The 14286-nt window shown below is 60.9% G+C and carries 16 protein-coding genes and 1 pseudogene; 12 read left to right on the plus strand and 5 right to left on the minus strand.

Going from position 1 to position 14286, the window contains the following annotated elements; genetic code table 11:
* The first annotated feature begins 99 nt into the window (after positions 1-99).
* On the plus strand, positions 100-432 hold the full coding sequence (locus C477_RS15795) for a hypothetical protein (protein WP_049914586.1): 333 nt from the start codon (positions 100-102) through the stop codon (positions 430-432).
* An 18-nt stretch (positions 433-450) separates the two neighbouring features.
* On the opposite strand, the gene C477_RS15800 is transcribed toward C477_RS15795, so the two are convergent.
* The gene (locus C477_RS15800; protein WP_008895521.1) at positions 451-756 is read right to left on the minus strand and encodes a hypothetical protein; all 306 of its coding nucleotides are present in this window, start codon (positions 754-756) and stop codon (positions 451-453) included.
* A 106-nt stretch (positions 757-862) separates the two neighbouring features.
* Positions 863-1027 (minus strand): hypothetical protein, encoded by a 165-nt coding sequence (locus C477_RS24175; RefSeq protein WP_008895522.1) that lies wholly within the window; start codon positions 1025-1027, stop codon positions 863-865.
* A gap of 115 nt (positions 1028-1142) precedes the next feature.
* Between C477_RS24175 and C477_RS15805 the strand changes: the two are divergent.
* The 8 genes and pseudogenes from C477_RS15805 to C477_RS15845 all read left to right on the plus strand — a co-directional run bounded on the left by C477_RS15805 (position 1143) and on the right by C477_RS15845 (position 9093).
* Positions 1143-1970 (plus strand): annotated as a pseudogene (locus C477_RS15805) (alpha/beta hydrolase family protein).
* A gap of 186 nt (positions 1971-2156) precedes the next feature.
* The gene (locus tag C477_RS15810) at positions 2157-2507 is read left to right on the plus strand and encodes an ArsR/SmtB family transcription factor (RefSeq protein ID WP_008895524.1); all 351 of its coding nucleotides are present in this window, start codon (positions 2157-2159) and stop codon (positions 2505-2507) included.
* Complete coding sequence (locus C477_RS15815) at positions 2504-2815, plus strand: DUF7521 family protein (protein WP_008895525.1); 312 nt, start codon at positions 2504-2506, stop codon at positions 2813-2815. Before C477_RS15810 ends, C477_RS15815 begins: the two co-directional genes overlap by 4 nt.
* Before the next feature lie 480 nt (positions 2816-3295).
* Complete coding sequence (locus C477_RS15825) at positions 3296-3685, plus strand: universal stress protein UspA (RefSeq protein WP_049914602.1); 390 nt, start codon at positions 3296-3298, stop codon at positions 3683-3685.
* A 155-nt stretch (positions 3686-3840) separates the two neighbouring features.
* Entirely contained in the window at positions 3841-5016 is a 1176-nt protein-coding gene (locus C477_RS15830; RefSeq protein ID WP_008895528.1) for a DegT/DnrJ/EryC1/StrS family aminotransferase, read from the plus strand.
* A gap of 197 nt (positions 5017-5213) precedes the next feature.
* Positions 5214-6599, plus strand: a complete 1386-nt coding sequence (locus C477_RS15835; protein ID WP_049914587.1) for an NAD-dependent epimerase/dehydratase family protein — start codon at positions 5214-5216, stop codon at positions 6597-6599.
* A gap of 307 nt (positions 6600-6906) precedes the next feature.
* Positions 6907-7092, plus strand: coding sequence for a DUF1097 family protein (locus C477_RS15840; RefSeq protein WP_008895530.1), 186 nt, complete (start codon positions 6907-6909; stop codon positions 7090-7092).
* Positions 7093-7830: 738 nt separating this feature from the next.
* Positions 7831-9093, plus strand: a complete 1263-nt coding sequence (locus C477_RS15845; RefSeq protein WP_008895531.1) for an Nramp family divalent metal transporter — start codon at positions 7831-7833, stop codon at positions 9091-9093.
* 850 nt (positions 9094-9943) lie between these two features.
* Here the strand turns inward: C477_RS15845 and C477_RS15850 are convergent.
* Both C477_RS15850 and C477_RS15855 read right to left on the minus strand, forming a co-directional pair.
* Complete coding sequence (locus tag C477_RS15850) at positions 9944-10270, minus strand: chorismate mutase (RefSeq protein WP_008895532.1); 327 nt, start codon at positions 10268-10270, stop codon at positions 9944-9946.
* Positions 10267-11139, minus strand: a complete 873-nt coding sequence (locus C477_RS15855) for a shikimate kinase (protein WP_008895533.1) — start codon at positions 11137-11139, stop codon at positions 10267-10269. The genes C477_RS15850 and C477_RS15855 overlap by 4 nt, the downstream gene beginning before the upstream one ends.
* Before the next feature lie 176 nt (positions 11140-11315).
* Between C477_RS15855 and C477_RS15860 the strand changes: the two genes are divergently transcribed.
* Both C477_RS15860 and C477_RS15865 read left to right on the plus strand, forming a co-directional pair.
* On the plus strand, positions 11316-11834 hold the full coding sequence (locus C477_RS15860; RefSeq protein WP_008895534.1) for a DUF5796 family protein: 519 nt from the start codon (positions 11316-11318) through the stop codon (positions 11832-11834).
* 3 nt (positions 11835-11837) lie between these two features.
* Positions 11838-12083, plus strand: a complete 246-nt coding sequence (locus tag C477_RS15865) for a DUF7508 domain-containing protein (RefSeq protein ID WP_008895535.1) — start codon at positions 11838-11840, stop codon at positions 12081-12083.
* A 271-nt stretch (positions 12084-12354) separates the two neighbouring features.
* On the opposite strand, the gene C477_RS15870 is transcribed toward C477_RS15865, so the two are convergent.
* Entirely contained in the window at positions 12355-12810 is a 456-nt protein-coding gene (locus C477_RS15870) for a hypothetical protein (protein ID WP_008895536.1), read from the minus strand.
* Between the two features lie 892 nt (positions 12811-13702).
* On the opposite strand from C477_RS15870, the gene C477_RS15875 reads away from it, so the two are divergent.
* The gene (locus tag C477_RS15875; RefSeq protein ID WP_008895537.1) at positions 13703-14212 is read left to right on the plus strand and encodes a hypothetical protein; all 510 of its coding nucleotides are present in this window, start codon (positions 13703-13705) and stop codon (positions 14210-14212) included.
* Positions 14213-14286 lie beyond the last annotated feature (74 nt).

The following is a 14286-nucleotide window of genomic DNA, read 5'->3' on the forward strand; positions in this document are numbered from 1 at the left end:
GAGGACTGCTGTATCCGCGGTCGCTCCCGAGTCGTTCGAGTCCCGGACGAACCCGTGTCCGTCCGGCGAGGTCGCCGATTCGACGGTCGGGAGGGACCGATGACCGCCGCCGAAATCAGACGCAGTTGGCTCGTCTCCGCCGCGTCGCTCGCGCTCTGGGCTGTTAGCACCGTCTTGCTGCTCTGCTACGTAATTGTTCTCGGCCCCTCGAGCGTTCAGCGACAGGTCCCCGACCGACTCGCCCGGAGCGCCCTCGAGTCGGGCGTCGAACCGCTGGTCGTCCTGCTGGGGTCGACGGTCGCGCTCGGTGCGCTCGCGGTGGTCTCGCTGCTGTACTACAGCTACGCGCAGTGGCGACACGCCCAGCGGCGTCGGCGTCGGCTCGAGTCCGAATCGGCGTCCGACTCCGACCTCGGTGTCGAACGGGCGTAACGCGACCGCCGAGACGTCTCAGTCATCCTGCTCCGGGCCCGCGGTCGCGTTTTCGTCGCCGCTGTCGTTCTCCTCGCTCTCGTTGGCGTCCGGAGCGTAGCCTGTCGGATCACCTTCCTCCTCCATGTCGTCGCCGACCTCGTTGGGGTGTTCGGCCTGTTCGTCGTCGCTCGCGTTACCGTTACCGTTACCGTCGCCGTCGCTCTCGTTGCTCTCGGTCTCGTTCTCGTCGCCCGGCCCGTTGTCGCTACAGCCGGCCAGTAGCGCTATCGATCCGACCGCGCCGAGACCCAGTTCGAGCGTCCGTCTGCGGGAACAATCCATCGTCGTCTTCGAGTGATATTCGGGACGGCAGTATATCGGCGGTGCTTGCGATACCGTACCCGTCGTCGTCTCGAACCCGTCGACGCGACCGGTTCGACCGTCCGGGTCAGGACGGATGCTGGTGTCTAACCTTCTCGGCGATCTGTCCCGGCACAGGCGTCCCGCAGTCCGTACACTTCCAGCTGGGCGTCGCGATCCCCGGCTCCTTTTCGAGGTCCTGCTTGAACTCGAGGAGGGCGCCGCAGGTACAGCGGTAGGTCGTGCGGGTCATAGTCGATAGATTGCGCCGATCGGAAGTAAATGATGGGCCGACGACGCTCCCGTCCGAGAACCACGGTCGCCGCGGAACGGCAACGCATACGGTCGCGACCGTCTGTAATCGATCCATGACCGAAACGGAACATCGGATCGCCGTCGCCGACGGGGAAACGATCGCCGCCGTCCACCACGAGGCCTCCGGCGACGACTGGATCGTCTTCTGTCACGGCTTTCTGAGTGACAAGAGCGGGTGCTACGAACGTCGGTGTCGACGGGCGGTCGAGCACGGGTACGATGCCGTCCGATTCGACTTCCGCGGCTGCGGGGACTCCGACGGACGGTTCGTCGAACAGACGCTGAGCGACAAACTCGCGGATCTGCGCGCCGTCCTCGAGTACGTCGCGCCGCCGTCGGTCGTCCTCTTCGGCTCGAGTTTCGGCGGCAAGGTCGCGTTCCACGCGGCCGTCGACGACGAGCGGGTCGCGGCCGTCGCGACGAGAGCGCCCGTGACGTACAACCGCGCGTTCGACGAGTATCGGGCGATCGTCGAGGGCGAGGACGAACGGAGTGAGTCCTCGAACAGGTGAGCGGGAGCGGCGGGATCCGAGCAACGCGAGGATCCCGGAAACGCGAGCGATGGAACCGCGAGAGCGAAGCGACACGCGAGCCGCGAGGGCGCCTGCGAGTTCGAAACCGGCGACCGAATCGACGAGCGGTTCTTCGACGACTTCGAGGCCTACGAGTTCGACGACGTCGCGGCGTCGCTATCGGTCCCGGTTGCGATCTTCCACGGGCGCGACGACGACTCCGTCGCCGTCGGCGACAGCGTTGACGCCGCGGCCGCCTTGGAGACGGACGTCCTCCTCGAGGCGTTCGCGACGGAGGGCCATCGGTTCTCGGCCGACGCGGAGGCTCGGCTGCTCGAGCGACTGTTCCACTGGCTCGAAACGCAGTAAGGTGAACTGTCGTCAACCGTTTCGTCCGATGTGATAAACCATATTTCGATATATGAATTGTTCTTGCAACCACGACGCTCGAGGCAGCGTCGATATCCCCGTTCCGATGATGAATTCGAAAGCGCATTTTCTCGGTCAGAAAAATCGGACCGCTTTTGATACTAATAGGGAAACGAACAGGTAGCAGTGAGTGAGGATACCGATTTATCGACGGTGCTCGCCGTGCTCGACGACGAGTACGCACGTGACATCCTCACCCATACGAGTGTCGAACCCATGTCTGCTAGTACCCTGAGCGAACGGTGTGATGCGTCCCTGCCCACGATCTACCGACGGCTCGATCGTCTCGAAGAGTGTCAACTCGTCTCCGAAGAGACCGAGCTCGCCCCCGACGGCAATCACTACAGCGTCTACAGCGCGAACCTCGAGTCGCTGGAACTCTCCCTCGGCGACGGCGAGTTCGAACTCGAGGTCACTTACCAAGACGAAGATGACGTCGCCGACAAGTTCACCCGCATGTGGGAGGGGATGCGATGAGCCAGGACGTCGTTCGAATCGATCAAGCACCCCTGTTCGAACTGTTGACCGTCGCGAGTCTCTTCCTCGTCGCGTTGATCGGGACGCTCATCGCGTACCAGGCCTACCGCGGCTACCGTCGCAACGACGCGTCGTCGATGTTCTATCTCGCCGTCGGCCTGCTCTTTCTCACCCTCTGTCCGTTTCTGATCAACGTGACGGTGACGACCGCGTTACAGGCGGATCAGGTCGTCACGGTCTTTCTCGAAAACGTCAGCAGACTCGTCGGACTGGTCGCGATCATGTACTCGCTGTACGGGCAGCATTGAGGGTTCGAAGCGACCAAAATCGTTCGGAACGCGATCTTCTGTGGGCCGAAGCGAAATGCGGGGAGAGGGGACGGATGAGCCAGGCCAGCCCGGATGGGGAAGGCCGGCCTGACGTTCAGGGTGGAGCTAGACGATGGGGATGGGATGATCGGATTCGACGATGGGAGTGTCGCCGGGATCGGGTTCTCCGCCCCGGTCACTCCTTTCGGCTGTCCCCTAATAGTGATACGAGCGTGTTTTCTGGGTCGGAAAATCCTCGCTAGTCGGCGACTCGTCGACGGAGACCGCTGGCAACGCGGTCGCTGACGGCTCGGACGGCGGTTCCACAGATTCTTTGGACCGCCGCTCGAGAGATCCGATATGCACTATCTCGTCGGAACGACGTCCGTCCACACGACGGCAGCGATCTGTGACTACCTCGACGAGCGGGCGACGGCCGACGACACCGTCACGGTCGTCGCCGTCGCACCANTATCCGATATGCACTATCTCGTCGGAACGACGTCCGTCCACACGACGGCAGCGATCTGTGACTACCTCGACGAGCGGGCGACGGCCGACGACACCGTCACGGTCGTCGCCGTCGCACCGACCGACGACGCGACGGCCCGTCGGGACGCACAGGAGGCGCTGAACGTTGCCCCCGTCAGACTGGCGACCGTCGGTGAGGTCCGGACGGAGCTTCGCGAGGACGATGACGATCCGGCTGCGGTCCTGCTCGAGGAGGCGGCGACCGCCGAAGCCGACGAACTCCTGATCACGCCGCGCGAGGTGACCGCCGACGCCTCCTCGGGCGTTGGAACGACTGCTCGCGCCCTCCTCGAGGAGGCGTCGTCGCCCGTCGTCGTCGTTCCGGTTTCCGAACTGTAAGGCACAGAGCCGGACGCGATCGACGGTCGTCACCGACAACGCGAGGCGATGTCCGCAGTCGATCACTTCCGTTGACTCTCACTACTCTCGAAACGAGTCCCTTCGCCGCGGTAGCGGACGGCTACTTAATCGGCTCTTCCGCGAACCGATTAGTAATGAGCGACGAGATTCCGTTATTCGAAATTCCGTGGGACGAAACCGACGTGACCAACGCCGTCGATTCGCTCACTCGGGGCTCCTACTGGGCGAACGGGCCGTACATCGAGGAATTCGAGCGCGGACTCGAGGAGTACCTCGGCATCGAGCACGCGATAACGGTCAACTCCGGGACGACGGCGCTGGTCGCCGCGCTGACGGCACACGGGATCGGCGAGGGCGACGAGGTGATCGTCCCCTCCTTTACGTTCATCGCGACGGCGAACGCCGTCCGACTCGTCGGCGCGCGACCGGTGTTCGCCGACATCGAGCGGGAGACGTACGGGATCGATCCGGAGCACGCCGCGACGCTGATAACCGACGATACGGCCGCGATCGTCCCCGTTCATCCGTACGGCGCCCCCTGCGAGATCGGCCTGCTCGAGGATATCGCCGCCGACGCAGACGTGGCGCTGATCGAGGACGCCGCCGAGGCGTTCGGATCCGATTACCGCGGCCGCACGCTGGGGACGATCGGCGACTCCGCCGCGCTGAGTTTCTGTCAGAACAAGATCCTGCCGACCGGCGAGGGCGGAGCCGTCGTCACCGACGACGACGACGTCGCCCGCCGACTCGACCGGTTTCGATCGCACGGTCGGGCCTCGGAGGACTACTTCGACTCGAGCGACAGCGGCGAGTACGTCAGCTTAGGAACGAACGTTCGAATGTCGGATCTCGTCGCGAGCATCGGCTGTTCCCAACTCGAGAGGGTCGAAGACCACATCGCGAACCGACGGCGCGTCGCGACGCGCCTCGCCGAGGGACTCGCGGACGTCGACGGCGTCGAACCCCACACGGCGGGCGGTCGTGGCCGGCACGTCTACCAGCTCTATACCGTTTCCTTCGACGAAAGCGTCGATCGAGCCGTCGTTATCGACACGTTATCTTCCCGGGGTATCTCGTCGAAAATCTACTGGGAGCCGGCCGTTCATCTGACGCGGAGCTACCGCGATGAGTACGGCTACCAACCGGGTTCGCTCCCCGTCACGGAGGAAGTCGCGGGACGCGTTCTCTCGTTACCGATGCACCCGGAACTCTCCGCGGATCAGATCGACCGTATCACGTCGGCCGTCGAAGCCGGCGTCGAACGCGGCCGGGAATTCGAGACGGCGGATCGACCAAGCCCGGCAAACTGACCGCTTCGGTCGCTATTTTGAGGCGACGACCGTCGTAAGGCGGGTTCACCGATCGGGTGTCGCACTCGCTCGAGAACCGACTACCTGTCTAGAAAACCGATCCATAACAAAGGGGAACAATCCGATTTGGATGAGTAGGCCGCACTGACGTCGGTGCGAGACCGCGGATGCTGCGGCAGTTGGGGTCAAAGTCACCTATGAGATGGCCAGTTACAGCCGATGCAGGGACGTCGATCCGGATGGCGATTGCGCGGATCGATCGCTCCGATTACAGAGGTATCGTTCTGTCTCTTATACACATCTCTGATGGCGCGNNGGAGCCGCCCGTCGTCGACGCGAGCGGCTGGCGGCGAACGGTCGACACCGATTCCGAGGCCCGCGAAAACGCGGCCGACGAGACGGTCGTCACTCCCGTCGTCGACGAGGAGGGGACCGTTATCGACGTCACGATCGCCGAGCGCCTCGACCGACCCGCGGCCGACGCCGAACCGACAGCCGCCGGCGTCGACCGAGTACTCGTCGTCGGCGGCGCGGGATACCTCGGCTCCGTCCTCTGTCGCCAACTCCTCGACGAGGGGTTCGATGTCCGCGTCCTCGATCCGCTGCTGTACGGCGACGCCGGGATCGCCGCGCTGACCGACGACGATCGGTTCACCCTGCACCGGGACGATGCGCGATCGGTCGACGCGGTCCTCGAGGCGATCGACGGCGTCGACGCGGTCGTTCACCTCGGTGGGATCGTCGGCGATCCGGCCTCCGAACTCGATCCCGAGAAGACCCTCGAGTACAACCTCCACTCGACGCAGCTCCTGGCGTCGCTGTGCAAGTACCACGGCATCACGCGGTTCCTCTTCGCTTCGACGTGTAGCGTCTACGGTCGGTCCGACGGCGACACTGAACGGCTCGCTGAGGACGACGCGCGCAACCCCGTCTCGTTGTACGCTCGGCTGAAGATCCAGTCCGAACGCGTGCTCCGCGAGCTCGCCGACGAGCACTTCGCCCCGACGATCCTCCGGATGGCGACGGTCTACGGCCGATCGCCGCGAATGCGATTCGATCTCGTCGGGAACATCCTCCCCGCGAAAGCCCACTCGGAGGACATCGTCCCCGTCTTCGGCGGCGACCAGTACCGTCCGAACGTCCACGTCGCCGACGCCGCCCGCGCGTACGTGGAGTGTCTCACGGCGCCGATCGAGGACGTCGGCGACGCCGTCTTCAACGTCGGCTCGAACGAGCAGAACTATCGGATCGACGAACTCGCGACCATCGTCGAGGACTGTTTCCCCGACGCGTCGATCGAATACCGCGACGAACTGACCGACGAGCGGAGCTACCGCGTCGAGTTTGACAGGATTCGATCGGTACTGGGCTTCGAGCCCGAACACACGATCCGCGATCACTGCCTCGAGTTGCGAGAGGCGTTCGAAGCCGGGCTGTACGACGAGTACACGGCCACCAGGTACAACAACTACGAAACGCTCGATCGGGCCTCGAGCTTCGAAAACACGACCGCCGTTCTCGAGTCCGACGACGAGCTGACAACCGAGCGCCCACACGAAAAGCTTCCCTCCGGCGAAGTGTAGTCCGATCGAGGTGGTCGTCCCGACCCAGGTTGGGCTCCCGTCGAAGGCGTCGGCTTCACCGCGGGCATCGATCCGCTGCTCGATCGGCTACGAACGATGACTACCGTCGCCGGCGATCCGACCGTCGCGATGATCGTGAGTCACCTGAACGGCGAGGTCTACTTCTCGAGCGGCTCGTGGAGCGGGACGACGGCGACGAGTCTGAGCGACGACTGACGGGTCCGACCGCTCCTCGCGATCGGAACCGTCGCTGTATCCGAGACGGTATCTGAAAACAATCTCTCGAGTACCAATTCACGATCCGGTAGTGTACCGCGTGTTCATGTTCCTAGCCAGCCTTCACGCGTTTGTTCCGATCCTGTCGTTCACTTCCGGAGGATTCGTCGGATATGTGACGATGTTCAGTGTCCACGCTGGCGATTCGACGGCGTTCGGAGTTCCAAGGCTTTCCGGCGAGATGATTATCGAGATCGTATCGATGTTTGTCGGGTAAGTTATCAGAGTAACAACTGACACAGTGACGGCGACCGACGTGAAGTAGATCGCCTCACGCTCCGTTCTCGGTTATCCACCGACGAAGGAAGGTGCAGGTCTCGGAAGAGTAATTAACCGATCAACCGGAGACGAAGGCTTGAAAACTCAGAATACGACTACCAATTGCTCCGTTGTTCCACTTTGTTCAGTTCAATGCCTCACGTAACACGAGCCTGGTGGACCCCTCATTTTCGATTTTCAAGCGCGTACAATAGATATATCGTTAGTCTGAATAGTTCTCCCGTGACGAGATCGACGGAAGAGTGCAGCGCTAACTCGAGTCCCGCGTCAATGACTGCAACGAACGGATCTGAACCGGTTTCGAGGATGTCGATGGCGCCGGCTGTTGTTTGGGACACTGTCTCAATATGAAAAACTCATCACTACTTATCAAGGCTTATCCCTCTCCTATAACTAGTAGTGATATATTCCAATCCCGTTTTAGTCGGTATTCGGATAGTCTAGTGATAGAACAGTGTACGGTAAGGATAACTGCTACTGTCCCGTCAGCAGATGCGCTAAGTAGCGCCAAAAACGTCTATTGTAGCTACCTAAATAAGCGAGATATTTGACTAAATAGCATGGCTATGATAAATGCAAATATATCACAGGACGTGCATTTTCGGGAAAGAATGTGGGTTTGTATCGGATTCCACTCGTTGTTGCGTATCGGCCGTCGGAAAACCGGTAACAGCGTATGAGCACGAAGAACTTCACTCCGTTCCAGGACGTGACCGAATTCACGCAGAAGTACGGGCTGGCGTTCGTAATGGTCGCCAGTTACTTCGGTTCTGGATCGGTGTTCATTGCCAGCCAAGCCGGCGTCATGCACGGATACACGCTGCTCTGGGCCGCCGCGGGAGCGGCGGTACTCGGATTTATTGCCCAGGACATGAGCGCTCGGCTGGGCATCCACGGAACATCGCTGATGGTGTTCACCCGCGAGAAACTGGGCAGGCCGCTGGCAACAACGATTGCCCTCTTCCTGTCGATTGGCTGTATCGCCTGGACGCTCGGATTGGTCGCCGCGGTCGGCGCTGGTCTCTCCTTCCTGCTCGGGGGGGCCGTCGCCTGGCAGCCAATTGCCGTACTCACGACGTTCGCTGCGATCGGTGTCGGACTATTGCGCTACGACACCGTCGAGAACATGATGATCGCGATGATGCTCTCGCTGATGGTCATTTTCGTGATCGTTGCCCTGCCGAGCGGAGCCGATCCAAGCAGTGTTACGACCGGATTCGTTCCGGGAACCGACACGTTGGGTGCGCTGGCGATGGCAGCGGGGCTGCTCGGTACGACCGCACTGTGGCCGAACTTCTTCCTGGAATCGATTCTCGTCCATACCAAGGGTTGGACTGACGAGAGCGACCTCCCGGAAGTTCGGACGGACTTGGCGATCGGCTATACCGTCGGCGGGATCACGACGGTCGCAATCCTGATCGCCGCAGCAGCATTACTGCGCCCGATGGGTTACACTGAACTCGAGTCGTTCATCACACCGGGCGAAGCGCTGGTTGAAGTACTTGGAACATGGGCGATGGTGTTGTTCGTCGGCGGCGTGATCGCCGCGGCGTTCAACAGTATTATCCCGATCATGTGGACGCCAGCCTACATCATTCCGCAAGCTGCGGGCTGCTCGGTTCAAAAGGGAGATCGGTTGTTCAACGTCCTGTTCGCAGGACTGACCGGAATCGGCGTGTTCTCGCCGCTGGTAAGTTGGTGGTTGGATCTGTCGGTCGTCGACATGGTCATCCTGTTTCCGATGTACAACGGAATCTTCGCGCTGCCGGTCGCAGCGATCCTGTTGTTCTGGGCGGTTAACGACCGCAAGACGATGGGCGAGTACGTCAATTCTAGAGCGTTAAACGGCGTCAATGCACTGCTTGTACTACTCGCAGTTAGCCTAGCGATCCTGTCAATCCAGGACTTCGCTAAACTCATCACTGGCGGAGGATTCTGACGTCTGCCCCCATCGCGCTCTCAGCACTACCAGCCTCATCGTCGAGTTTGAATAGTGGGGACTACGAGTCCGTTCTCCGCTACTTAACCAAAAACGAGAGTGAGCGACTCATCGCTCTCGTACACTAGACACGAGTCAGACAACAGTTTCGCTAGCCAACTGGTTGAGAGAAATCCTGTCGCTCGGAGGTCAGCAACGGGCGCGTTGAGCTATTCGTGTCCGGGTGTATATGCGCTATCGCTTCTCCCGCCGCTCCACTTTGTTCAGTTCGATAACTCACGTTATACGATTGCGTACACTTTTCCGCTTTCAGTCTTCCATCTGGTCGTGAATCTCTAACGGGTCGGCTGTCCAAGGGGCAAAGCGTCCTTCTTGGAGTTGCCGAGCGACGTGACGGGTATCGACTCCTTGGCGGTGAAGTTCCTCGAATGTCTCCCTCACGAGATTTTCCACGGCTTGTCGGGCCGAGATGGGTGAGCCAACTAACTTGATATCCTTGTGAGATAGAGCTACCCTGTCTTTAGTGAATGTAACTCCGATGCTACTACTCCCCCAAAGAACAGACCCGGCTCTCCTTCTTCAAGTTGGTTTAATAATAGAAAGATGTGTTCGAGAGAGGTGTGTGAATGGGTCACTTCCGTAACGTCTCCCAAATCGGATTGCTGACGCAGTTTGCGAGTAATCGCATCGGGAACCCATACGATTTTTTCTTCCGTACAGTACGAGGAGAATTCGGAGACCAATTGGACGGAGGAGAACTTGAACTCTTCCCGCTGGGTCATCGATGTTCGCTAACTATATATCGAAATACAAATATCGGTCTGTCCTACTCCCTCACCTATGTATATTGTTACCTATTCTCACGCTGCTCAACTTTGTTCAGTTCGATCAGCAGTCGGAAGATCGCTTTCACGAGGTTGGCATCGACGTCGAACTGCTCGGCGTTCTCTCCGGCCCGCTCCATCACCTGCTGTTCCTGTTTCTTGTCGGTCGTCGGCAGCCCCCGTTCGTCTTTGACCTGGGCGATGGTGTCGGCGACGTAGGTGCGCTGGGCGATCAGTTCGACGATCTCGCGGTCGATCGTCTGGATCTCCTCGCGCAGTTCGTCGAGGCTCATCTCGTCAGGCAGTCGGTTCTCGGTCCCGCCGTCCGCGGCTGTCTCGGAGTTGCGAGTCATGTCGTTTGTGTTCCGTCCGTTCGCGTCGTCAGTAATCGTGTCGTTCCGTTTCGGTCGTCCCACCGATCTCGGACCGCCTCGAGCGTCGATCGATCGCCGACGGCGACGTAGCTCGGGCCCGTTCCCGACAGGGAGACGCCCGCGACCTCGGGCATGACGTCGATCATCGGTCCCGTCGGGAACTCGAGGGCAGCCGAGAAGGCGAAGCCGTTGACGGTCATCGCCTCGCCGTAGCGACCGTCGAGAGCGAGCTCCGCGACGAGTTCGGCCATCGGCGCGACGCGCTCGCAAGCCGAGATATCGGCGTCGGCGCTGAAGGACTGTTCTGGCGGCGTGTAGACGAGCGCGTCCCAGTCGACCGTCTCTCGAGCGAGCAGTTCGTCGGTCGCGTTGTCGGTGACGGTGACGCCACCGAGCATGCTCGCGCTGGCGTCGTCGAAAGCGCCTGTCGCGGTGACGCCGGCGTCGCGGGCTGCGCGAACGCCCAGGCGACAGGCCTCGATCCGGTCGACCGTGTCGGCGATCTCGAGGGCGTCGAGCGTCGCGAGCACGGTCGCGTTCGCCGCGGCGCTGGAGCTCTTCAGCCCCGCGGCCATCGGCACCTCGCTGTCCGTTCGGACTCGAGCGCCGACGGTCGACGCGTCGAGGCCCGCCGCGTCGGCGTGCTCAGCGAGGGTCATCGCGACGCAGCGCTCGATGAGCGTCGTGTCGGCGTCGGGCTGCCCGGCGATTTCGGCGTCGATCTCGCCGTCGTCGGTGAGTTCGACGGTAGCTGTCGTCTCGAGGTCGATCGCAAACGCCGAGCCGGTCCCGGTCGCGAGCGCGTTGAGAACCGTTCCGGCTGCTGGGGCGACGGCGCGGCCGTCCATAGTCACACACTCTCAGACCGCGTACTTACGGCTGACGGTTCGTCGGATTCGCGGTCTTCCGCCGCCCCGCGGTACGGACGCGATCGTTCCGATCGGCAGCCGCCGGCTGCGTCTCGTGGCGGCGGACCGACGACGGAACCGATCGTTTTTCCGGGATCCGCTCGAACGAGCGACCAATGAGCGCGCGCAACAACGTCGCACCCAGCACGATTGCCGTCGACTTCGTCGAGGGCGGCGTCGTCGTCGAATATCTCGACGGCCGGGACGTCTTCTATCACGGCCCGCCGAAACCCGTCGAGGGAGCGATCACGACGCCGCCGGGCAAGGAAGTGCACGTCCTCGTCACCGACCCCGACGGCGTCGAGGGCGTCATGACCTACGTCAACGACCGCAACACCCACGACGACATCCTCGAGTCGACCGGCGTCGGGCGCGTGATGCTCGACCGCGACGACGAGGAGGAGCTGTTCCCCGCCGTCACCGTCGCCACGGAGGGCTACTCGATCCGCGTCGAGGCCGACCTCTCGGCGGTCGACGGCCGCGTGTTCGTCTTCGCCGAGGACGAGATGAGCGAACACGCCTACGAACTCGTCGAGCGCGTCGACTCGAGCGACGGAGACGTGGACGGAAACGACGGTACGGATACTACCGACGCCGAGGCCGATGATGACGGCTCCGGCACGAACTGGGGCTAAGCGATGCCGCTACAGAAACCCTGGCGAGACCTCGACCGGGACGCGGTCTCGAGCGCGCCCGATCGGCCCGGCGTCTACGAGTTCGGCGACAGTTCGGGGACGGTCCAGGCGGTCGACCACGGCGTCCTTCGCGACGAACTCAAAACCGCGTTGGCCTACGGCGACGCCGACCGCGTACGGTGGACGGAAACCCACACGCTCGAGCAGGCTCGCGAACTCGCAGACGAGCATCGCGAGCGACTCGAGTGACGGTGCGTTCGGGATCGAGCGCGCTGTGAGACGCTTCTCGTTCTCGTTCGGTGATGACTTTCTCCGGGGCCGATCCACATTGGCGAAACTTTCCGGGGTCTGAACGACTCACCGCCTGATCGGTAACTATCAAACCGATCACCGTCTCCGTCTACCACAATGTCCACGGATCGTCAGTATCAGTAAAAGAGAAATAAGATCGTATCAATAGCGGGAAGCCCCGTTAGAGAGCGTCAGAATTCAATTCTAATCGCATCCCCCTCGTTTTCGTTTAGTAGTGTTCGAAATCCTTGAGGATTTTGTTCTTCAGCTTGTGACCCCACTTTTTGGCTTTGCGCTTTTCGTGATCGTTGTCCTTCCAGTGCTTTTTCTTCGGTTTGTGGCCCTTCTTTTTGCCCTTGTCTCTCTTGTGATCGTTGTCCTTCCAGTGCTTTTTCTTCGGTTTGTGGCCCTTCTTTTTGCCCTTGCCTCTCTCGTGGTGCTTGCCCTTGCGGCGTTTTTTCTTCGGCTTGTGTCTCCGCTTTTTGCCCTTGTCTTTCCCGTGACCCTTGTCCTTGCCGTGCTTCCAACTGTTCTTCTCGTGATGTTTCGACGGTTTTTTCTTCCCATCGTGCTCGTCGTACCCACTTGCCGAAGCGGCGCCGGTGAATCCGATCGCGGCGAGGCTCACCGTCCCCGCGGCCCGGAGAACACTCCGGCGATCGCTGGTTGTCTTATCTTCCGTCATTTTCGTTCTCGGGCGGGGTTCCGCCCGTTAGAGGGCACTTCGAGTGCCCGTATTAACCGCCCCAATCGTTACAGCCGTTGGCTACAACTGATGCGACCGTTTCGTAGTGTCAATCATACATACTGACTATTCCCGGTCGAGAGTGTAAATACGTCAAGATACGGTGTAATTTAACTATATTATTTATTTCATTGAGGATAGTTCGATTTCGTTGATCAGACACAGGCCCAGACACGACTGTTCGTTGAAGGAGACAAACCTCGTCGTAACTGGGTCAATGATTTCGCGTGAGAGGTGGGCTGACTTATCGAACGTCTGTATCGGCTCGATTACAGTTAGCTATCGACGGAACGTCTCGGTATAGCGCTCGAGAGCGACTGAGGCGGGCAAACTGCTTTCGGACGAGAGTCCACGTTCAGCGGGCGTCGAAACGAGGTAAACGATCGGTAGCACTGTTTCAGCGGTCGGTTCCGCGTACTGGCTCCGGCCGTAATGACAGATAGCGGTTCGCTGATAATTCTGCGACGTGACCGTGGAGAAAAACGTATTTCAAGAGAAGCAGTAGTCCGGGGTAGACGCGCGTAAAAGTGCGTTCACTGGGCCCGTGCTGGAACGCCGCGATTCCGGTTTTCGAGTCAGCGGTACTACGTGTACCATCTGGTGATTGTTACCGGATCCTACCGCCGAGCGACTGCTCCCGAGAACCGGGGCCCGGAATAATCGTTTACCGTGTCAACCGCTACTATCCGCAACCAATCGCGGGTTACCTCATAGCGATACATTCTCCTTTCCGATGACGGTATTTCATCAGATCGATATAGTTCCATCCCTGGTGACATTACCCCATAGGGGAAGAGTACTCTCAACACGTTCCAGCGCTATCGTAGGCGTGATGGTACCCGAGCCCGAGGACATCCCGTCCGTAACCAACGGGCGTGCGCTGACGACGGACCGCGACAGACGGCACCTCGCCCGCGCCGGTGACGCGGACGATAACGACCACTATCAGGCCGTCTCGAGGGTTCGCCGGCGGATCCGCGAGAACATCGACGAAGACGTCGAACTGCTCCAGGAGCACAATCCGCGTCTGCTCGAGGAACTACGAGACGTCGTCTGTGAACCAACGGAAGACGACGATCCGTTAGACGAGGCCATCGAGCACATGATCGACGCCCTCGAGAACGTCAACCGCGTTCGCAGTCGGCGGTACGAGGCTAGAACACAGGACACCCGAAATCGGTCGATCGACGGCGACGAAGACGACGATCATGGCGGGGGCCAGTCCACAACCGAGGACGTTCGGCTCGAGACCGCGCTGAACCACATCGACGCCGCCCGACGGGCGCTCGTCGCCGAGACCGAGGAATCGATATCCGAGGCCGAACGGGACCCGGATCAGTGAAAGCACGTCTCTACGCCGCGCATGTAGCAGGCAGTAGGTTCCAGTTCCGCGCGTCCGGCCGGTCTCGCTCTTCG

The sequence above is a fragment of the Haloterrigena salina JCM 13891 genome, from assembly GCF_000337495.1.
Lineage (GTDB): Archaea > Halobacteriota > Halobacteria > Halobacteriales > Natrialbaceae > Haloterrigena > Haloterrigena salina.

Excerpts from the sequence above, each read along its gene's own strand:
- C477_RS15870 (WP_008895536.1), bottom strand. The coding sequence starts at position 12,810 with ATGACGGAAGATAAGACAACCAGCGATCGCCGGAGTGTTCTCCGGGCC.
- C477_RS15855 (WP_008895533.1), bottom strand. The coding sequence starts at position 11,139 with ATGGACGGCCGCGCCGTCGCCCCAGCAGCCGGAACGGTTCTCAACGCG.
- C477_RS15825 (WP_049914602.1), top strand. The coding sequence starts at position 3,296 with ATGCACTATCTCGTCGGAACGACGTCCGTCCACACGACGGCAGCGATC.
- C477_RS24175 (WP_008895522.1), bottom strand. The coding sequence starts at position 1,027 with ATGACCCGCACGACCTACCGCTGTACCTGCGGCGCCCTCCTCGAGTTC.
- C477_RS15865 (WP_008895535.1), top strand. The coding sequence starts at position 11,838 with ATGCCGCTACAGAAACCCTGGCGAGACCTCGACCGGGACGCGGTCTCG.
- C477_RS15830 (WP_008895528.1), top strand. The coding sequence starts at position 3,841 with ATGAGCGACGAGATTCCGTTATTCGAAATTCCGTGGGACGAAACCGAC.
- C477_RS15800 (WP_008895521.1), bottom strand. The coding sequence starts at position 756 with ATGGATTGTTCCCGCAGACGGACGCTCGAACTGGGTCTCGGCGCGGTC.
- C477_RS15845 (WP_008895531.1), top strand. The coding sequence starts at position 7,831 with ATGAGCACGAAGAACTTCACTCCGTTCCAGGACGTGACCGAATTCACG.
- C477_RS15815 (WP_008895525.1), top strand. The coding sequence starts at position 2,504 with ATGAGCCAGGACGTCGTTCGAATCGATCAAGCACCCCTGTTCGAACTG.
- C477_RS15860 (WP_008895534.1), top strand. The coding sequence starts at position 11,316 with ATGAGCGCGCGCAACAACGTCGCACCCAGCACGATTGCCGTCGACTTC.
- C477_RS15795 (WP_049914586.1), top strand. The coding sequence starts at position 100 with ATGACCGCCGCCGAAATCAGACGCAGTTGGCTCGTCTCCGCCGCGTCG.
- C477_RS15850 (WP_008895532.1), bottom strand. The coding sequence starts at position 10,270 with ATGACTCGCAACTCCGAGACAGCCGCGGACGGCGGGACCGAGAACCGA.
- C477_RS15875 (WP_008895537.1), top strand. The coding sequence starts at position 13,703 with ATGGTACCCGAGCCCGAGGACATCCCGTCCGTAACCAACGGGCGTGCG.